The following is a 19,906-nucleotide window of genomic DNA, read 5'->3' as shown; positions in this document are numbered from 1 at the left end:
TATAATAATAGTTCAATCAATATGATTGAACTTAATTATTTAGGAGGAATTAATTCTTTATTGGGAACCTTATTTAGTTTATTGACTTTTATCATTTTATTAGCATTAACAGCATTTTTCGTAGCGACCGAGTTTGCTATCGTAAAGGTGAGATCATCACGCATTAACACACTCGCAAAACAGAATAACAAGCGAGCACGTGCTGCACAACAAGTCGTGTCCAATCTCGACGAATATTTAGCTGCCTGTCAATTGGGTATCACGATAACGGCTCTAGGTATCGGTATGGTTGGTGAATCGACATTCGAATTCATACTACATCCATTGTTCAGTAGTTTAGGACTTTCAGACACTTTGATACATGTTTTCACACTTATCGGTGCATTTGTTATTGCAACTTATTTACACGTTGCAATTGGTGAGATGGCACCAAAGACAATCGCTATCCAAAAAGCCGAACAAATTACTTTATTAATCGCAAAACCTATTATCTTGTTTTCTAAATTATTTTATCCATTTATTTTTATACTTAACGGTTCAGCGACATTAATATTAAAGTTATTTGGTATGACGCCTGCAAAGGAAAGTGAAATATATCATTCAGAGGAAGAAATCAAGTTACTATTAAAAGAAAGTCATGCTGGTGGAGAAATTTCGCAAAACGAATTAACGCATATCAACAGAGCGTTTGCCTTTGACGAAATGAAACTTCAAGATGGGTATGTAGCAATGGCAGATGTAGCTACGATTAATGTACAAGATAGTTATGATGACACAAAGTCTTATATTAGCAAGGCACATTACACAAGATTCCCTGTGTATAAAGGAGAAAAAAGTAATATTATCGGCTATATTCATGCCAAAGATTTACTCAAAGATAATGTTACTTCACTCGAGACAATTACCAATTCAATTCTTAAATTAAAGCCCGACACAAAAGCACATCACGCTTTAGAACAAATGAAAGCACATCAAATTCATATTGCGTTAATTGAAGATGACAAGCAACAACCACTTGGTATCGTAACTATGGAAAACATCTTAGAAAAAATCGTTGGCGACATCAAAGATGAGCACGATCGTGTTTAACTTATAAGTTAAGTAATTGAATATTCTTTTAAAGGAACAGACACCTCATTTATTGAGTGTTTGTTCTTTTTTATTTACGATACTTATTAATAGGCAGATTGCGTTCAACTGACCACTACACACTTCAACACATCCTGTTCAAATCGACCTTATAACTTGGACCTTATAACTTGACCATTTGCTTTCATACACCCCACTACGCTATAACACAATGTTAATACAACAGCTCTTGCACACAATTAATATGACTCAAACTTCCAAACTTCTATACGGCAGGAACTATTTTTTCTTCTTTTCATTTATTGAAATAATTACTGGCAATAACCCACAACATATAACTATTACTAATATCAGTCCAACATTCATAAATACGCACCTCATTTGTATCTATTATTATCACTTAATATATGATTTTAAATAGCGATATAGTATCATTAATCGCCCTTTAATATTAATGTATACACTTTAATTTATATTTAAACATTTACTGAGGAGTCACATTTCTTCCTTAACTATTTATAGTTATTTGAGAGACATTATTTAAACTCTTTAATATAAAAAATCCCCCACTAACCATTACGGCTAGAGAGGGATGGACTATATTCAATATTATTTTGCTGGTACTACAGCACCATCATATTTTTTATTAATGTAATCTTTGATTTCTTTAGAATGTAATACTTCCATTAATGCTTTGATTTTCTTATCGTCTTTATGTCCTTCTTTAACTGCGATTAGGTTAGCATATGGATTATCTTTTGCTTTCTCAACAACAATTGAATCTTTTTGTGGACTTAATTTTTGATCGATAGCAAAGTTTGAGTTAATAATTACAGCATCTGCTTTTTGATTTTGATAAATCTTAGGTAAGTATTCTGCAGATTGTTTGTTGTTAAATTTGATATCTTTTTTGTTTTCAGTGATATCTTTAAATGTTGCGTCTTCAGGTTTTACACCTTTTTTCAATTTGATTAAGCCTTCATCAACGAAGAATTTTAAGAATCTACCTTCTTCAGCTGGGTTGTTTGATACGTAAACTGTTGCACCTTTTGGTAAGTCTTTTAAGCTTTTATATTTTTTAGAATATACAGCCATTGGTTCTAAGTGTACGTTACCAGCAGATTCAATTTTATAACCTTTGTCTTTTTTATCTGTTTTTAAATATGGTGTATGTTGGAAGAAGTTTGCATCCAATTCACCTTTATTTAATAATTTATTTGGCGTAGTGTAGTCGTTAATTGTTTTAATCTTTAAGTTATAACCTTTGTCTTTAAGTAATGGTTTAGCCTTTTCCAAAATTTCTGCATGTGGCGCTGGTGATGCTCCAACTGTAATGGTCTTATCTTTCCCGCCGCCATTACCACAAGCTGCTAAAACAAGTGCAAGAACTAAAACCGAAGCAAAACTAAATAATTTTTTCATATCGTTAAGTCTCCTTTTAATTTTATCTCTTATCTATCTTATTTGTAGCCCAATCACCAATAAATTGAATGATAAAGACAATAATAAGTATTAAAATAGTTGAAACTAAAATGACATCATTTTGGTTTCGGGTAAATCCAGTTAAATATGCCAAGTTACCTAACCCACCTGCACCAATAACTCCGGCAATTGCCGTTGAACCAACTAATGCGATGGCAGTAACCGTAATACCTGAGATTAATGCTGGCATTGCTTCAGGAATTAATACCTTTTTAACTACAGTCCAAGTATTTGCACCCATTGACCATGCTGCCTCGATAACACCTTTATCGATTTCTTTAAATGCAATTTCGACTAATCGTGCATAGAATGGTGCAGCACCGATAATTAGTGCTGGTAAAGCACCAGTAGGACCACTAATTGTTCCAAGTACTAAGCTTGTAAAAGGAATTAATAGTAATATCAAGATAATGAATGGTATCGCTCTGAACAAGTTAACAATGAACGATACAATATTATAAAATATTCTAGCTGCCTTCGAATCACTTTTAGCAGATAAGAATAATAACACACCTAAAATTAAACCAAAGATAAATGCAAATATCGTAGAAACAATTGTCATATACAATGTCTCGTATGTTGCAATCCAAACCTCACTCCATTGAACATTTGGCATTGTAATCATTTCTTGGAGTATGTCACTAAATGAATTACCCATGCTTTAACACCTCCAATGAAACATGTTGCGCTTCTAAATCATTTTTGAACTTTTCGAACTTTTCTGAATCTAATGATGGTAAATGTAATACCAAGAATCCGATGGAACCGTCTTTAGAATGTTTGATATTCGCTTCTAATATGTTCACATCAATATCATGTGTTTTTGTAATATATGAAATAAGTGGTTCAGTCGTATTATTACCTGTAAAGTTCAAACGTACGATATACGAATTATCATCAATATGTACTAAATCAGTAATAGACTCATCAAAATCATCATTTAAATCATCTTTGACAAAACGTTTTGTCACATCGTGTTGTGGGTTTTCAAAGACAGATGTTACTGCACCTTGTTCAATGACTCGGCCATTTTCCATCACGGCTACTTCATCACATATGCGTCTAATAACTTGCATTTCGTGTGTAATGATCACAATTGTTAAATTACGTTGTTCCTTGATTTTCAACAGCAAATCTAAGATTTCATCCGTTGTTTGTGGGTCAAGGGCACTCGTTGCTTCATCACATAGTAATACATTCGGCTCATTAGCCAATGCTCTTGCAATACCGACACGTTGTTTCTGACCACCAGATAGTTCTGACGGATAAGCGTCCTCTCTACCTTTCAATCCTACTAGCTCCACTAGTTCTAGTGCACGTTGTTTCGCTTCTGATCTTGAAACACCTGCAATTTCTAACGGAAACGTAATATTATTTAAAACCGTTCTTGACCATAGTAAGTTAAAATGTTGAAATATCATGCTCACTTTTTGACGTTTTTTACGTAATTCTGATTTTGATAGTTTCCCTATAGTATCGCCATCAATGATAACGTCTCCTGAAGTAGGCTGTTCGAGATTATTTAAGAGTCTGATTAAAGTACTCTTTCCTGCACCAGAAAAACCAACTACCCCAAAGATTGAGCCTGATTGAATGCTTAAATCAACATGATCTACAGCAAGTACGTCTTGTTTCTTAGTTTTGTACCTTTTCACTATTTGATTTAACTCAATCATCATAGTTGCCTCCTTGTATTGCTCTATCAATTAAAAAATGCTTTCCCTTGTTCACCGAAGAATAGAGAAAGCATTTGCCGCTTCTCTCATCTCCAAAAGTCCAACAAGACTTTTTGTGAATTGGCACCATTTCTGTTACAGACGGTTGCCGGGCTTCGTAGGGCACATCCCTCCACCTCTCGTGATAAGAGTTTCATTTATTTAATTATCAATAATCCTACCATCGCACTAGAGATTCGTCAATAACTATTTTAAATTTTCTAATAAATAAGGTACCGACTGAAATGCGTAAATACGCTTTATCTCTTGGCCTTTTGACATGACTATTAGTACGGGTACAGATTGAATTTCGTGCTTTTGGCTATATTCTGGATAAAAATTCAAATCCACTTTCGTAATTGGTAATTGTAAGATTTCATTAGCGATGTCTAACATTCGTTCAGATATTTTACATGTTCCACACGTAGGTGTATAGCCAAACACCAGTGATTTCTCTTTATCATCGTGTTCATGTATATCGACACGCGTTTCTTTTGCTACGTTCATGTTAATAAACTAACCCTTTCAGCTATATAATCTATTTGAGCCTTTGCCATGCTCTCTTCATCCTTTACTTTAAATCCATTTTTTTCTAGAACTCGTGAGAGATATGGCTTTGGACATTTTGCAACTTCACAATATTGTTTATCAATTCTAATATGATGACTTTCACTTAAATAACGTTTAAACCATTTACGGATTTTTTCACCTTCATTATCTGAATCAACAAGTATATGCACTTGTTTTCCATATAATGATTCAATCATTGCATCTAATTTATCAACGCCCATTGTACCATTCGTACAAATAATTTCAATTGGCTGATCTATAACTTGCTTTACCCTCTTCTTGTCGGACTTCCCCTCGACAATGATTACTTGGTTTAGTATCGTCATGATATCCACCCTCTAAATGTTGATAGTTATTCTCTTCTATTAAGTTTTTTCACATTAGTTAATAAGCATAAACATTATTTACATTTTTATCATGTAACCTTTGCACACTCTAGATAAATTTGACTATATCTTAATTGTTCATATATAGTTATTGCATCTATTTTATGCATTACCACAGCATATAACATCTTCTTTTTATATTGTTAAAGATTATTCATCCGCTTAATATAATTTGCACTATTTTTACATATAAAATAAAACTCCCAGATTCAAAGGATCAAGGAGTTTCAGTCATGTTTATTCACCAATCATTTCAGAATATTGTTCTGCTGATAATAAATCTTCTAATTGGCTTTCATCACTTAATTCAATTTTAATCATCCATGCTTTTTCATATGGTGATTCATTTACAAACTCAGGGCTATCCTCTAACTCATCATTTGAGCTAAGTACTTTACCTGAAAGTGGTGCATATAATTCAGAAACAGTTTTTACAGATTCAACACTACCAAAAGTGTCGCCTTCATTAATTTCATCATCAACTTCTGGTAATTCAACGAATACGATATCTCCTAATTCGTTTTGAGCGTATTCAGTAATACCAATTGTTGCTGTATTTCCTTCAACTTTTACCCATTCATGTTCTTTAGAATATTTTAATTCGTTTGGTACTGCCACGAGTATCCCCTCCTAAATGTTATTACATATTCATGATGCCATATGAAAGGTATTAGGGCAACTATAAAGTGGGATAACATTGCACCTTCAACCGTTTTTCGCTCATTTTTATAAAGCGTTTTCATTTTTTGTAAATTTATTATGCTTTACTTGATTGCCATGACTAATATTGTCTTATAACCAAACTTGTTTATATTCGTCTTCTTTAAAGCCAACAGTCACTTTATCACCAGATACAGCAAGTGGTCGTTTAACTAGCATACCGTTTGAAGCTAGTAAATCTAGTTTTTCATCATCTGTTAAATCATTTATCTTATCTTTGAGACCTAACTCTCTGTATTTTGCGCCATGCGTATTGAAAAGTTTATTAATTTCAATATCTGTTCCAGCTAAAATTTCTTTAAATTCACTCTTAGTAGGTGTGTGTTGTACAATATCAATTGGTTCAAAGCTAACGCCATAGTCTTTTAAGAATTTCGCTGCTTTTTTACATGTTGTACAATTAGGATACTGGTAAAATTTTATCATTATTCTGTACCTCCTATGTCTAGTTATCACTAATATATCAAATTTATTCATAAAACGCTCTAATTATTAAGCTAATTTTTTTTATTAGAATTATAATTTCGCTATAATAGTATTACTAATCTATCAAAAAGGAGAATTAATTATGCAACCTATTAATACAACTGATCAATTTAAAGAGACAATTCAAAGTGATCAACCAGTCATTGTTAAATTCGAAGCAGGCTGGTGCCCTGATTGTAAAGCTATGGATATGTGGATTGATCCAATAACTGAAAAATATAATGATTACCAATGGTTTACAGTTAACAGAGATGAATTAGAAGATGTAGCTGCAGACAATGAAGTGATGGGAATTCCAAGTCTACTCGTATTTAAAGATGGAAATAAATTAGCACACTTACATTCTGCAAATGCTAAATCACCAGAACAAGTTGAATCTTTCTTAGCAGAAACATTTAAATAATAAATTAAGGAGTGAGACTAAAATCTATTGATATAGACTTCTTGGTCTCACTCCTTTTTTAATGGGCTAAAACTTTTCAATTATATTTTCAGTATGTCGTGGTCTATAATTCATTTTATCTTCTAAGTCAGTTAAATATAAAAATCCTAGTAAACGTTCGTTTTCTTGAATATTAAATAGAGCTTGGACTTCTTTGTCAAAAATATAAGGCGGCGTCTTCCAACATGTACCTATTCCTGCTTCATGCAACAACAGCATCAAATTTTGTACATAAGCACCAAACGCCAAATGATCTTCTAAACCTTCTAATTGATGAGGGTCTTCCTTTAAAATCAAGACCAACATACCACCTAAATTAGTAACGACTTGATAGTGATCTTCTTGCTTTTTCGGTTTATCATGAAACGCAATTTGAGTTAGTTGTTTACTCATATTTCCCAATCTATCTTTAGCAACGTGAATCACTCTCCACGGTTCCCTGTGTCCATGGTTAGGTGCATCAGCAGCCTTTTTAATCGCATCATATAATGCATCTTCATCTATAGTCATATCTCTCTTAAAGATTTTTACACTTCTACGTTGTGAAATAGCCTCTTGCAGTTCCATAGTTATATCGCCCTTTCTCTATTGATAACTATTATCAATTATAATGTAGAATGACGATATTTTCAAATTACTCATATAGATTCAACTGTGCTCTCAATGTTTCAACATGAATTTGACCAGGTGCTTTCGGTGTATCCAAACAACCATAAGAAACTACTCCACCAAATACACCTTGCGCAGTCCTTGAAACAATACCTAATTTAGACATTGATATGCCAATCACCTTTTCTGATACTGTATCAGCGGTTTCAGAAACCACTTCTAACAAGCGTAGCACATCCATCTTGTCATGTGGCATCACAGCAACCTTGATATAGCTTGGTGACAATTGGTGCATTTTAAAATATAAATGCTTTAATTCTTCTATAGGCGGCGTTTGTTTGAAATCATGATATGACAATACAGTTTCCACACCTTGTGACTCCACATCATTTACAAGTGCTATGAATAAATCTCTGTTAACAGACTTGTCAAATTCAATATCTAGTAAATCAACACCATTGACATTGCAAATATTGAATAACAATTGTCTATAATTATCATCTTCAAGTGTTCCTGCACCACCTTGTGATTGCGTTCTATAGGTCACCAATAATCGCTTATTGATATTCAACTCTTTTATTGACTCAATAGTTTGCTCCAATAATTCATTATTGTACGCTTGCCACTGATCTATGCGCAATTCAATAATTTCAAATGAGTCACTATACAATTTTAATTGTTGTAGTGTTTCTTCAGTTATTTTATTTTCTGGAGCTATCGTCACAGCAATATCGACTTTTGTCATTATATGTACTCCCTTTGTAAGATAATTAAAATTATTGTATAACAAATTTTGAAAATAACACAATGCCAAGTTATTATTTTCAGCAGAATCAGCAATACATAACACATTTACTGCGCTATTCATTTCACACCACGATAAAGTTATTTATTACAACTAGTCCCGTTACATAACCTGAGTCATTTCTGCCTATAATACACTCCAATTTGATGGTATATGCATATTGCATCAACCATATTAAAATTTATTTTATAATGAAAACGAATTCCTATGGTTTAAATTTTATACAATGGGTAGACATAAGAATAAAGACCTAAAGGAGGTATTTTAAATGGCAGTAAAATATGAAACGAAAGCAACAAATACAGGTGGACGTAATGGACACGTTCAAACTGATGACAAAGCAATTGACGTAGCGGTAATTCCACCAGCTCAAGCTGATGCTGAAAAGGGTACAAATCCTGAACAATTATTCGCAGCAGGTTATGCGTCATGCTTTAATGGTGCATTTGATTTAATTTTAAAACAAAATAAAGTTCGTGGTGCAGAACCAGAAGTAACTTTAACAGTCCGTTTAGAAGACGATCCTGAAGCAGAAAGTCCAAAATTAAGCGTCTCAATAGATGCAAAAGTGAAAGATGTATTATCACAAGAAGATGCTGAAAAGTATTTACAAGATGCACACGACTTTTGCCCATATTCAAAAGCAACACGTGGCAATATTGATGTAGATTTAAGTGTTGAAGTAGTAAAATAAGCACTTAATAAAAAATAAAAAGCGTCTAAGAAATAAATTTCTTGGACAACGATAAAAAGGCAATTTCTATTGAAATCATATAGAAATTGCCTTTTTAATATTCATTTAGAATGATAAGACATCATTCCACGATGATGTTTGAATTCATTTGTTTTATTGTCAGAGATTATTTCTACGATTGTATTAACATAGCATGACATATCATTTAAAGAAATATGTATTGAATTTGCCATTGGCAGCATAAGTTGAAAAATGTCATGATCTTTATATTTAAGACACCTCGTTAAATTAACTTAGTAGTGATTATCAAATTATATGAAAAGGCCTTATTTTATTAAGTATATTTTAACGTGAATTTTTTATTAAATCGACGTATGTTGGCGAGACTCCTGTGGGAACAGGACAAGCTGAAGACTACAGGCTGAAGCTGTCCCCTAGGAAAGCGAGCCAACAATATGTAATATATAAAAAAGCACTCAGATAAATTTAATTCATTCATCTGAGTGCTTTTTTCTAGGATTTTTGTCCCAAAATCTTTTTTGTTCAAATCTTGATTTCTTTTTATAAACCATCAAATAAATATTAGAATCTGTCATCTTTATCATTTAAGATAAAATAAGTAATTAAAACCAAAAAAGCAATCAGGACAAGAACGATTAGCGAAACAACTATTGTGATAATTGACGTCACAATCTTTGCCCTCTCTTTCAAATATGTGTCTCACCACATTATATCATAATTTTTATATATAAATGAGTTCTAAAAAAATTCAACTAATTACATTTACACATTTTATAATTGATAGATTATTTTATATTCAAATTAAACGTACTACTAACTTTTCATAAAAAATCAAAAATAGTATTGCTCAAATAAATTTTTTCCTTTAATATTATAATAAAATTATCAAAATATTGATTTAAGTTTTTACTTCAAATATTTAGGGGGCCTTTTAATGAGAAACGTTCGTTATTTGACAGTTGAAGATTTATCGATTTATTATTCGCTTTTATTGCAAGGCATCCATAAAAAACTTGAAGTATACGCGTGGAAATACCAGAATGAACACTGCATATCAAAAAATGTACTCACCGATATTCTAGATATAAATAACAATCATCATAACGTAATTGGTGTGTTTGAAGGTAGTGAATTAGTTGGTGCCGCGACTTTAATTCATGATCAATCTTATGGATTAACTCACAAAGCTATCATAGAAAATTTATGCGCTAACGGCTCAGATCATGAAGAAAAAGAGCAAATCGCAGAACTATTGATGGAACATTTATTTCAAATTTGTAGAGAAAAGAAAATTGAAATATTATTAACTTCTTTAATTTCTAACAATATTAGTGGCAAAGTATTTTTTAGCCAGTTGAATTTTGAAACACTTGTACTAGAACATCATGCTAGAAAATATGGTGAGCGTTATGTTGATGAACATTGGCTAATCTATAATTTTTTAGAGAACGAACAAGAATAATTTAGCAATTGAACCGTACTACATTGTTGTATCGTATGAAATTTATATAATTTATGGAAATTGACGTCTTTTTCTGTATTGAGCAGTTTAAATGATCCTACATACATTTCAAACCTTTTATAAAACTTTTTTATAATTACTTGCAATTACATTTAGAACCAAATATCATTTTTAGTGAGTACGTATAACACTTTTATTTAAGTTGAAATTGAGTAGATATTTTCATTCATCTTTTAAATATTGAGAGGACTGAACAAGTTGAAATATGCAACAACATTATTGTCATTATTTTTATCATTAATTACACTTGCAACACCATTACTCGTTGTAAATAAAATATTAGATGGTAATTTATCAATCATTGCAGGCGGTTTATTTATATTAGGTGTATTGTTAATCAATATTTACGCATGTTTACGCGGTGATCGTATTGCTAACATATTTGCAATGTGTGTGAGTATTTTCTCTTTCATATTATTGTCATTCCCATTATGGAATTCGTTAATTTAATAATTAACACAGTTTCATATATTTAATACATAATGTATTCATATCAAAATAAAACCTGACATTTTTAATAGCATAAAACAAAAATTCAAGAAGAACGCCAATCCTTTACAATGATTCAATCAATCTATAGGGTTGGCTTTTTCTATATTAATAACGGCATAATGTATCATTCGCTAATATAAAGAGATAGCTCAATTCCCCTTGCCCTTAATACTCCTTCTACACTCTTTGGTATTTTAAATATTGTTAAACATTCATCTGCGCTGATTATAGAAATATGCTACCTCCATATAATTCTATTGGTTTTAATCCATTTATCATCAGCTATAAATTGAATGGTGCCTCCCCTATTAGCTGTCTATAACTAATGTTCACAACTACTTATTAAAAATTAGTTTTATTGAATTATCCTTCAAGCAAACCATCTAAATAGCATAACTTTAACTAATAATTATTTTTGAAATACTGTAGTTATATTAACAATTCTTAATTTAAATAAATTTTTTCAATTTTATAGCAATTTTAATTTTAAAAATATTCTGAAAGCGCTATAATGATAAAAATAAGGGGGATTAATATATGAATTTAGCTATTTTAGGTTTCGTCATGATTATTATCTTTATGATTCTTATTATGACACGTAAAATGTCAGCCTTAATTGCGTTAATTGTTATTCCAACAATTTTTGCACTTATCGGCGGATTCTATGCGGGCATAGGCAAGTTCATGCTTGAAGGAATAGAAACTGTAGCACCAACTGGTATTATGCTTACTTTTGCTATTTTGTATTTCGGGGTTATGATTGATGCTGGTTTATTTGAACCTGTTATTAATCAAATTATAAAAGTTGTTAAGGGGGATCCTGTAAAAATTGCATTTGGAACCGTCATACTTGCTTCAATGGTTGCATTAGATGGCGATGGAACTACAACTTTTATTATAACCGTTACCGCAATGATGCCTTTATATAAGAAAATTGGCATGAGTCTTTACACACTTTCGACTTTAGCACTGTTATCAATCGGTGTTATGAATATGTTACCTTGGGGTGGACCTACTGCGAGAGCAATTTCTTCATTACAAGTAACAACGGAAGAAGTATTTATACCTATTATTCCAGCTATGGTTGCAGGTATAGTCTTTGCCTTTATTGTCGCTTATATTTTAGGTAAACGTTCAAGAAAATTTATCACATCTTATACTGACATCGATTTAGATGATGTCACTAAAACTGATACTAAAGAAGAATCATTACTAAAAAGACCAAAAATGATTATTCCCAACGCTATTCTTACAATTTCATTAATTATCTGTTTAATTATTGGATTATTACCAATTCCAGTATTATTCATGCTTTGGTTTGGCGTAGCTTTATTAGTAAACTATCCAAATTTAAGTATTCAAAATTCAGTAGTCAAAAAACATGCTGGCGATGTACTTGCAGTAATCAGTTTAGTATTCGCTTCAGGTATTTTTACAGGAGTTATGAATGGTACGAAAATGGTAAATGAAATGGCAAATGCCTTAGTACATATCATTCCGGATGCAATGGGTAATCACTTCGCATTAATCACAGCTATTCTGAGTGGGCCATTTACATACTTTATGGCAAATGATCCATTCTACTATGGTGTCCTACCAATTTTAGCAGAATCAGCACAGCAATTTGGTATTTCAAAAGTTGCAATGGCTAGAGCATCAGTGCTTGGTCAACCACTTCATGTGCTAAGTCCTTTATATGCTGCTGGTTATTTACTTGTAGGTATGCTAGATATCGAATATGGACAAAACCAACGTATTGTAATTAAATGGGCCATTGGTTCTAGCTTATTTATGATACTAGTCGCTTGTATACTCGGTATCATTCCTTGGTAATTTAATATGAAACCTAATAAAACCTGAAACAGCAAATTAGCTATTTCAGGTTTTATTTTTATGTGTCATGGAAATATAATAAATAATAGTTTTACGTTTCTTGAAAAATATAAATAATTGATGATATCGTTCAAAAATACATTTTATAATAATTCTATTATAAAAACAGTTTTAATTTGTAAACACTTGGGTAAAACTTAACGTACAATTTACATTATTAAGGAGTGTTTATTTATGGAACCGCTTGGTGAATGTAATTATATTAACCCTTCTACTATTTCGCTTGATTGGGAATGCTTTGTAATAAGTAAAAGTGATATGGAATTAGATGGATTGCCTCAAGAACTTATTAATAGTTGGATGGCTCAAAATATAATTAAACCGTTCTCTATCAGAAATAACGAAATTAATTTCAAAACAACTGATATAAAAAATGCTTTAGAACAACAAAACTGGTATTATGCACCAAATTAAATAATGATTATGCACGATTAAGATTTGAATTATACAAACTTAGTGCTCTGTTAGCAGTTGCTAAAAGTTGTTGATCGATATAGTTACGATAAAAATAAGCATGCAATTCATTGTAACAAGTCGCTTGTTTTGGAAAGTTTTTATCTCCAATTATATTGTGTGCTAAGAATCCTAAAGGTGTATTATCTTCTTCAAAGCTAATTACAAAATCATAGAAAGTCATATGCCATACCTCATCAATCTAATATATTTTATATCGTTTTTATATAAATCTTTCGTTCATCATATCAAAATATTCAAATTTGTCTATCGTGTATAAATTACCAAATTTTGATTTTAAAGCCATTCAACCTTTATGTTACGCCATTTTAGATGTAACTGTTAATTTTGTTAAAATTAGTTATAATTTTAGTTAACATAACTAACTATAACGCCAACTGATTTATCGTTGGCGTTTTTTGGCCTTTAAATTTATATTAATACTATTTAGACACTTGCTTATTAATGTCTCATCATGCTTTAATGACTACGTATTGACAGGAATATAAATATTACGAACTTAATTAGCTAGAATAGTAATCTCTGTCCAATTATAACTTATCAAATTAAAAGAGGACTCATCTCCACAATAAATGGATGAGCCCTCTAGTTTAGACTATGAAGTTTATAACCTGTATTTGTTTTTTAAAATGACAAATTTACCTTCCATACTTAAGCGAATGATTAATTAAATAAGCATTTTTTATTAAACTAAAACATTTCCATTTTGATCAGCAGGTTTAAATACAGTAATTATTGCACCAATAATTGCAAGTACATGTGGCACGCCAGTCCAACAGAATACCAAGAATAATAAGCCCATTCCCGTTTTTCTAGCATAAAATTTATGAACTCCGAAACCACCTAAAAATAACGCTAAGACAATATAAATAACTTTGTTTACTTCATTCATAATAAATGCTCCTAACATAAAATTGATATTTTTATTATATATCATCATGCTTAATTAATTAAATATTTAACATCGCATTACATAAAATAACTATGCATCATTTTAGTAGTGAGTATTAATTACGATTGTGGTCTTCAATTATTTAAAGTGCGTTAAAAGGTTAATACGATATATATTATAAAACAGTGAACATTTCAAAATGACACTATTGTAACAATGTATTTAGTGATAAGATGAATTTGTTAAAAAATATTGAAATAACCATTTTAGGCGTCATACTCAAAATATACGTCTATCAAAACTTGATTTTTATACAAATAGAGGAGGTTTTGAGTTTTGACTCTACATTTTATGATTGTATTTTGGCTTTCAGTTATCTTTCTAGTTAGTGGTATAGCTTCACTTATAGCATACAAAGTGCGTGGATCAAAAGAAGCAAAAGAATCACTATTAGGATTAACAGTTATTTTGCTTGTCTTTGGTGTTGTAGGCATCCTTTTTGTTTTAATTTTTGGTCATTAATAATAACGCTAATATTCTAATAATCATCATAATATTAATGGTGATTGTTAGAATATTTTTTTATTTTATCAACCTATATATTTAAATTTAGTTATTAGTACAACCTCGTTATTTCGTTTATAATGTAAATAAGTAGAAATCAAAACGGACATAAGGAGGTTTACACTTGAAGTTAACCTATTTACCACAGTGGAAAGTTCAAAATAACAGTAAAAAACAATTCGTTATTCAAGAGGATGAAACTTCTATTTCAATAGTTAGTCCAATTAATGAATACGCCATGGGAATTTTGAGTCAAGTAACATTTTCCACAACAAATGGCGTGGTCACCGAAACAACTGTTGAGAATAACAGCCCCGGACTATTTGTATCAGTTAACCAAGAAAATAAGATAATCACTATAGACGATCAAAACGAAAATTAACATATCAAATTTATTCAACACAATGGTTTTATTTATTTTTATTCCAATATATATTTTGTGCCATAACTAAAGATAGGTGCGTGATGACAATGAAATTAATAAAAAATCTTTTATTACTCGTAACAGGTATTTTAATCATAAGAGCACTCTTGTTAAGTATCGATAATTCAAATAACGATTCTATAGAAAATAAAGTTATGGTACAAGACAAAAAGAAATAAAAGGTCAGTTAAGCACACAACGTTCAAAATGATAAATTGATAGTTGTGTGCTTTGTTTTTAATTTAAGGAGTTAAAATATGAAAAATTTTATAGAACAACGTCAAATTTATATCTATCTATTATCACTTGTATTCGCTGCTTTACTAGGATTATATATTCCAAATTTTACAAAATCATTTGAACCTGCGATTTCAATATTATTGACGCTACTTATGTTTTTCATGTTTTCTCAAATCCCCTTTTTTAAGTTTAAGGGCAGATTAATTTCTTTTAAATTTATAATTGCACTTATTTTCTCAAATTTTATATTAATACCCATATTTGTTTTTTGTTTAATTTCTGTATTCCATATTACGCATACAGGTATATTAATAGGACTTTATTTAGTATTACTTGCGCCATGTATTGATTATGTGATTGTGTTTACTGCATTAGGTAAGGGTAATGCGCAATACATGTTAATGTCTACACCTATATTACTTATATTACAAATTATCTTCTTGCCTATTTATTTAACTATATTTTTAAATCATATAACTATACCATCGATTACGTTACAACCATTTTTACATACTTTCATAGCCTATATTTTAATACCACTAATCTTAGCTTTGATATTACAATGGACTAGTATAAAAAGTACTAAAGCACAAAAGTGCTTACACATTACTAATTGGTTTCCTGAAATAATTATGGCACTAGTCTTATTCGTAATAGTAAGTTCACAAATCCAAAAAATCACATCGCATCTAACTATTATATATATGATTATTCCTATTTATATTATATATCTGTTAATCGCCCCATTACTTGGATATTTAAGCGGAAAACTTTTCAACTTAGAAATTAATACCAATCGTACTTTAGCATTTAGTTCTGGAACCAGAAATGCACTTGTGGTCTTACCAATAACCTTTGCACTACCTAATAATATTTCGAATATCGCAACAATTGTAGTTGTTACACAAACATTAGTAGAACTATTAGGAGAAATAATCTATATCAAATTCATACCAAAGTTAATCCGTCGATAAAATTAAGCGCAATTCAAATTCTATCCATAAAATATATATAGTTTTAAACATATATAAAAATATACCTAGAACAACCTTTTTTGGTATAATTATCTCAACGCATATCAAGCAAAGGAGATTATATAATGAAAAGGTTCTTGTTAATGTTATTAGGTGTCGGTTCACTATTCCTATTAGTTAAATTGGCAGCTACTATTAGTATTATTCCTGAAGATGACTTAGAAGAAGATGAAATAGAGAGTAATGCAAACCTATAAAATACATTTCCAAAAATTATTATATTCTTTCAAACACTTAGCTAAATAAGGCTATATACAACATCCAGCTATTTTAAGATTCTGTGTATGCTTTGCTAAGTGTTTTTATTTTGTTACTTAATTCACCTATTTAATAAATCATTTTTCCATAGCAAATCTAAGTATTTAGCGCTATTTTGAAAACGTATCATTACCAATTTTTACTAAAATACTATAGAATAGAATGAAGATGAAATTTTACACTTACCTCAATACCGTATAGTTGTCGCTTGAATCACTTTGCAGATAAGTTGATAGTAAAATGAGGTGATATTATGCATATCTTAAGAAAAATATATGAAGATGAAACACCGATTTTTTATATAAAAACCGATCTAGGATTAATAATAAAGGTGAAATCACATAACCACCTTTCCGAAGAAGAGACTACTCAATTATTAAAAGATGTTGCACTAAATATGGATGAGAAATTAAAAAATAATATAGAATAATCAATGAGATAACTATCATTTCAACGTTAATCATTAAAACTTACGGAATTACACAGTTTGCATTTATGAAAAGTGTTCAGTCTGTCGTTTAGGTAACACCAACTGAATATATAATAAATTACAAATTCAAATAACTTGGTAGAATTTAAATTGTTATACTATCGTAGTACTTCCAAAGAAACATTTAATTAAACAAATTGAAGCAACGCATTACAGTTTATAAAAAATTATGAAAACGTCAATTACTATTGGTTATATCCCTATGTATTAGTAATTGACGTTTAATATTTATGGGATTGTTTCTACTAAATGATTTACAATTTATGCGATATCATTTTCAGGTATAAGTATTTCAGTTTGCATTGGTAGAGTAAATTGGGACATGTAATAATTCTTATACTTAAGATACCTCGTTAATATAGTTTAGTGGAGTTTATTAAATTATACGAAAGTGTCTTATTTTTTGTAGTAATAACATATATGAACTTCATATTGTTTGTGAAACACCTGAGGGCGTGGGATGATTGTCGAGACCAAGGACCGACACATCCCTTTAGGTAAGCGAGCTATAACAATACGGAGTATTGATATAAATAAAAAGCCCATCAAAGATTTTAATCCTTGATGGGCTTAATGCTGGGCATTTATGTCCAGACACTTTTTAAGAAAATATAATTCACACAAAAGTTTGGAGGACTTCTAGTGCTTAATATAAATTTACCCATTTTCATATTATAAAAACACAAATATATGCATTTAATCAAAAAAAGATTTCCGTTTTATTAATTAACCGTTTGAAAATTTAATTAATATGATATAAAAATATAATCCTACTCAAAAAAACTAATAATTCAATACATACTGTTGGAAAAGAATTAACTAAAAAGTTATCCTATAAGAGAGACATTAATAGTTTGTTTTATTTAATGTATGATTTAAGCAATTCGTATCATTATCTTATGACACATTAATCATGATTGATTTGACATAAGATTGAGATAAAAAAGGGATGATGGAATGGAAATACTACGTAAAGTATATAAAGACGACGAGCCGGTTTATCACGTTAAGACAGACAAAGGATCTGTAATTCGAATTAAAGGGTCAGACGATTTAACAGAAGAGGAAACACAAGAGTTACTTACATTAGTTTCCCAAGATATAGATAAAATGACAAAATAATTCTATACAGTTTCATAATAAATTAACGACTCATATAAACATAAACTACGTCTCACAAAAATAGCTTTTACAATTTAAGGGGGATAAAGTATTTTACTTTATCAAAAATAATTAATATTAATTTAGTCTTAATAACTATTAACTTTTACAAAAACAAGCCACCTATTGTCATTCATTTCAATGAATATCAACTAGGCGGTTTTTATTTTTTATTCAATTAGAATGTGAGTTCTAACGAAACATGAGGAATACCATCTTCTAAATAGCTTTCTGACACACATTTAAACCCAAATGATTCATAAAAATTTTGTAAATGTGCTTGTCCCGAAATTTTAATTATGCCACATTTATACCGCTTCTTGATTTCATCAATTGTTTGACGAACAATCTGTTTACCATATTGTTGCTTTCTATATTTTTCAGTTACGAGTACGCGACCAAAACTAATATCATTCTCACGCTCAATAATTCTAGTATACGCAACCAGCTTATTTTGATCTTTTAACATAACATGAAGTGCATTTTCATCTTCCTCATCAACTTCTTGATAGGGACAATTTTGTTCAACTACAAACACCTTGATTCGTTCCCTCATAATATCTATGAGTTCAATTGTTGATAAATGTTGTGTATTTACAATTTTATATTCCATAAGGTTACTCCTAACAAAAAGTACTAAGTCATTATTTAAAAGTTAACTTAGTACTTTCTACATATTATTAATTTCACTACATCTTATTGTTCAATGATTTGAATTAAGTTTCCACAAGTATCATTAAAAATTGCCATTTTTATTTGATCAACTTCCTTTACTTCTGTGTGAAATTGAACATCTTTGTCCTTTAAATCTCGTTGGACTGCTTCAATATCATCTACACCAAACATAGTGACAGGTATCCCCGCATTAAACAATCCTTCTTGATAATTCTTAGCAATTGGACTTGCATTAGGCTCCAAAACAACCTCTACGGGATTTGATGAGTTTGCTTCTTTAACCGTTAACCATCTATAACCCCCGCCTACATCCATATCATTAACGAGTTCAAACCCTAATTTTTCTGTATAAAATTGCTTAGCTGCATCTTGGTTTTCTACAAAAATACTAGTCGCTATTATTTTCACAATTATCCATCCTTATATCAGTATATTTATATTTAACATATATCCATTATGCATAGCTTAACACTTCATTTAAATCATTTTATAAAAATAGTTATTTAAATTTTAAAGTATATACATCAATTTAAGTTATACTCTAAATTAAGACTTAAATACAATCGTAATAAAGTAGTCTACACCTTCCACACTATTCGTCACTAACGGCGTAACACTTATAATTTCAGCTGTATCTGAAGTTAATATACGTTCTATATATTGGTTCACACGTTCATCAAACGCCTCAAAGCTTTCCTCATATTGATTATATAATGTCTTTATTTTCAATAAAAACACCTTCCCTTTATGATTTAATTTAACACTTAA

Annotated in this window: 27 protein-coding genes and 1 riboswitch; of the genes, 13 read left to right on the top strand and 14 right to left on the bottom strand. The window is 30.4% G+C overall.

Annotated elements, in window-relative coordinates:
• The first annotated feature begins 60 nt into the window (after window positions 1-60).
• Entirely contained in the window at window positions 61-1,089 is a 1,029-nt protein-coding gene (locus SH09_RS11250; RefSeq protein ID WP_042739741.1) for a hemolysin family protein, read from the top strand.
• A gap of 609 nt (window positions 1,090-1,698) precedes the next feature.
• Here the strand turns inward: SH09_RS11250 and SH09_RS11245 are convergent.
• From SH09_RS11245 to SH09_RS11215, 7 genes are all read right to left on the bottom strand, one after another.
• Window positions 1,699-2,511 carry a MetQ/NlpA family ABC transporter substrate-binding protein gene (locus tag SH09_RS11245; protein WP_042739740.1) on the bottom strand — a complete coding sequence of 271 codons (813 nt, stop codon included), beginning with the start codon at window positions 2,509-2,511 and terminating at the stop codon, window positions 1,699-1,701.
• Between the two features lie 22 nt (window positions 2,512-2,533).
• Window positions 2,534-3,229, bottom strand: a complete 696-nt coding sequence (locus tag SH09_RS11240; RefSeq protein WP_042739739.1) for a methionine ABC transporter permease — start codon at window positions 3,227-3,229, stop codon at window positions 2,534-2,536.
• Entirely contained in the window at window positions 3,222-4,247 is a 1,026-nt protein-coding gene (locus SH09_RS11235; protein WP_042739738.1) for a methionine ABC transporter ATP-binding protein, read from the bottom strand. The genes SH09_RS11240 and SH09_RS11235 overlap by 8 nt, the downstream gene beginning before the upstream one ends.
• 83 nt (window positions 4,248-4,330) lie before the next feature.
• Window positions 4,331-4,438, bottom strand: a riboswitch (SAM riboswitch).
• A 55-nt stretch (window positions 4,439-4,493) separates the two neighbouring features.
• Window positions 4,494-4,793: a thioredoxin family protein gene (locus SH09_RS11230; RefSeq protein ID WP_042739737.1), complete on the bottom strand. Its 300-nt coding sequence runs from the start codon at window positions 4,791-4,793 to the stop codon at window positions 4,494-4,496.
• Window positions 4,790-5,182: a toprim domain-containing protein gene (locus SH09_RS11225; protein WP_042739736.1), complete on the bottom strand. Its 393-nt coding sequence runs from the start codon at window positions 5,180-5,182 to the stop codon at window positions 4,790-4,792. Before SH09_RS11225 ends, SH09_RS11230 begins: the two co-directional genes overlap by 4 nt.
• Window positions 5,183-5,479: 297 nt before the next feature.
• Window positions 5,480-5,860, bottom strand: a complete 381-nt coding sequence (gcvH, locus tag SH09_RS11220; RefSeq protein WP_042739735.1) for a glycine cleavage system protein GcvH — start codon at window positions 5,858-5,860, stop codon at window positions 5,480-5,482.
• A 174-nt stretch (window positions 5,861-6,034) separates the two neighbouring features.
• Window positions 6,035-6,388 (bottom strand): arsenate reductase family protein, encoded by a 354-nt coding sequence (locus SH09_RS11215; RefSeq protein ID WP_042739734.1) that lies wholly within the window; start codon window positions 6,386-6,388, stop codon window positions 6,035-6,037.
• 142 nt (window positions 6,389-6,530) lie between these two features.
• On the opposite strand from SH09_RS11215, the gene SH09_RS11210 reads away from it, so the two are divergent.
• Entirely contained in the window at window positions 6,531-6,851 is a 321-nt protein-coding gene (locus tag SH09_RS11210; protein WP_042739733.1) for a thioredoxin family protein, read from the top strand.
• A 66-nt stretch (window positions 6,852-6,917) separates the two neighbouring features.
• Here the strand turns inward: SH09_RS11210 and SH09_RS11205 are convergent, their stop codons facing one another.
• Both SH09_RS11205 and aroD read right to left on the bottom strand, forming a co-directional pair.
• Window positions 6,918-7,457, bottom strand: a complete 540-nt coding sequence (locus SH09_RS11205; RefSeq protein ID WP_042739732.1) for a nitroreductase family protein — start codon at window positions 7,455-7,457, stop codon at window positions 6,918-6,920.
• A gap of 67 nt (window positions 7,458-7,524) precedes the next feature.
• Window positions 7,525-8,244: a type I 3-dehydroquinate dehydratase gene (aroD, locus tag SH09_RS11200; RefSeq protein ID WP_042739731.1), complete on the bottom strand. Its 720-nt coding sequence runs from the start codon at window positions 8,242-8,244 to the stop codon at window positions 7,525-7,527.
• 328 nt (window positions 8,245-8,572) lie between these two features.
• On the opposite strand from aroD, the gene SH09_RS11195 reads away from it, so the two are divergent.
• The 5 genes from SH09_RS11195 to SH09_RS11175 all read left to right on the top strand — a co-directional run bounded on the left by SH09_RS11195 (window position 8,573) and on the right by SH09_RS11175 (window position 13,340).
• A complete protein-coding gene (locus SH09_RS11195) occupies window positions 8,573-8,998 on the top strand; it encodes an organic hydroperoxide resistance protein (RefSeq protein WP_042739730.1) in 426 nt (141 codons plus the stop codon).
• A gap of 955 nt (window positions 8,999-9,953) precedes the next feature.
• Window positions 9,954-10,481: a GNAT family N-acetyltransferase gene (locus tag SH09_RS11190; protein WP_042739729.1), complete on the top strand. Its 528-nt coding sequence runs from the start codon at window positions 9,954-9,956 to the stop codon at window positions 10,479-10,481.
• A 258-nt stretch (window positions 10,482-10,739) separates the two neighbouring features.
• Complete coding sequence (locus tag SH09_RS11185) at window positions 10,740-10,991, top strand: hypothetical protein (RefSeq protein ID WP_042739728.1); 252 nt, start codon at window positions 10,740-10,742, stop codon at window positions 10,989-10,991.
• A 579-nt stretch (window positions 10,992-11,570) separates the two neighbouring features.
• Window positions 11,571-12,866, top strand: a complete 1,296-nt coding sequence (locus SH09_RS11180) for a CitMHS family transporter (RefSeq protein ID WP_042739727.1) — start codon at window positions 11,571-11,573, stop codon at window positions 12,864-12,866.
• A 234-nt stretch (window positions 12,867-13,100) separates the two neighbouring features.
• The gene (locus tag SH09_RS11175; protein WP_042739726.1) at window positions 13,101-13,340 is read left to right on the top strand and encodes a hypothetical protein; all 240 of its coding nucleotides are present in this window, start codon (window positions 13,101-13,103) and stop codon (window positions 13,338-13,340) included.
• Between the two features lie 7 nt (window positions 13,341-13,347).
• On the opposite strand, the gene SH09_RS11170 is transcribed toward SH09_RS11175, so the two are convergent.
• Entirely contained in the window at window positions 13,348-13,563 is a 216-nt protein-coding gene (locus SH09_RS11170) for a YozE family protein (protein WP_042739725.1), read from the bottom strand.
• A gap of 522 nt (window positions 13,564-14,085) precedes the next feature.
• The gene (locus tag SH09_RS11165; RefSeq protein ID WP_042739724.1) at window positions 14,086-14,292 is read right to left on the bottom strand and encodes a TM2 domain-containing protein; all 207 of its coding nucleotides are present in this window, start codon (window positions 14,290-14,292) and stop codon (window positions 14,086-14,088) included.
• 336 nt (window positions 14,293-14,628) lie between these two features.
• Here SH09_RS11165 and tsaT point away from each other — a divergent pair, with 336 nt between their 5' ends.
• The 6 genes from tsaT to vraX all read left to right on the top strand — a co-directional run bounded on the left by tsaT (window position 14,629) and on the right by vraX (window position 18,424).
• Window positions 14,629-14,814, top strand: coding sequence for a type II toxin-antitoxin system toxin TsaT (tsaT, locus tag SH09_RS11160; RefSeq protein ID WP_042739723.1), 186 nt, complete (start codon window positions 14,629-14,631; stop codon window positions 14,812-14,814).
• 166 nt (window positions 14,815-14,980) lie between these two features.
• Complete coding sequence (locus tag SH09_RS11155) at window positions 14,981-15,238, top strand: hypothetical protein (protein ID WP_042739722.1); 258 nt, start codon at window positions 14,981-14,983, stop codon at window positions 15,236-15,238.
• Between the two features lie 299 nt (window positions 15,239-15,537).
• Window positions 15,538-16,494 carry an arsenic resistance protein gene (locus SH09_RS11150; RefSeq protein ID WP_042739721.1) on the top strand — a complete coding sequence of 319 codons (957 nt, stop codon included), beginning with the start codon at window positions 15,538-15,540 and terminating at the stop codon, window positions 16,492-16,494.
• A 125-nt stretch (window positions 16,495-16,619) separates the two neighbouring features.
• Window positions 16,620-16,751 (top strand): hypothetical protein, encoded by a 132-nt coding sequence (locus tag SH09_RS17255; protein WP_257211185.1) that lies wholly within the window; start codon window positions 16,620-16,622, stop codon window positions 16,749-16,751.
• 314 nt (window positions 16,752-17,065) lie between these two features.
• Window positions 17,066-17,242 (top strand): hypothetical protein, encoded by a 177-nt coding sequence (locus SH09_RS16890; protein WP_162846374.1) that lies wholly within the window; start codon window positions 17,066-17,068, stop codon window positions 17,240-17,242.
• Between the two features lie 1,017 nt (window positions 17,243-18,259).
• Window positions 18,260-18,424 (top strand): C1q-binding complement inhibitor VraX, encoded by a 165-nt coding sequence (gene vraX, locus SH09_RS16605; protein WP_157946389.1) that lies wholly within the window; start codon window positions 18,260-18,262, stop codon window positions 18,422-18,424.
• Window positions 18,425-18,641: 217 nt separating this feature from the next.
• Here vraX and SH09_RS11145 read toward each other — a convergent pair whose 3' ends face one another.
• From SH09_RS11145 to SH09_RS11135, 3 genes are all read right to left on the bottom strand, one after another.
• The gene (locus tag SH09_RS11145) at window positions 18,642-19,076 is read right to left on the bottom strand and encodes a GNAT family N-acetyltransferase (protein WP_042739720.1); all 435 of its coding nucleotides are present in this window, start codon (window positions 19,074-19,076) and stop codon (window positions 18,642-18,644) included.
• Window positions 19,077-19,159: 83 nt separating this feature from the next.
• Window positions 19,160-19,546 carry a VOC family protein gene (locus SH09_RS11140; protein ID WP_042739719.1) on the bottom strand — a complete coding sequence of 129 codons (387 nt, stop codon included), beginning with the start codon at window positions 19,544-19,546 and terminating at the stop codon, window positions 19,160-19,162.
• A gap of 138 nt (window positions 19,547-19,684) precedes the next feature.
• A complete protein-coding gene (locus tag SH09_RS11135) occupies window positions 19,685-19,876 on the bottom strand; it encodes a hypothetical protein (protein ID WP_371861026.1) in 192 nt (63 codons plus the stop codon).
• Window positions 19,877-19,906 lie beyond the last annotated feature (30 nt).

This window comes from Staphylococcus gallinarum (assembly GCF_000875895.1).
Lineage (GTDB): Bacteria > Bacillota > Bacilli > Staphylococcales > Staphylococcaceae > Staphylococcus > Staphylococcus gallinarum.
The sequence above is the reverse complement of the archived record's forward strand: the minus strand, read 5'-3'. Positions and strand labels throughout refer to the sequence as shown.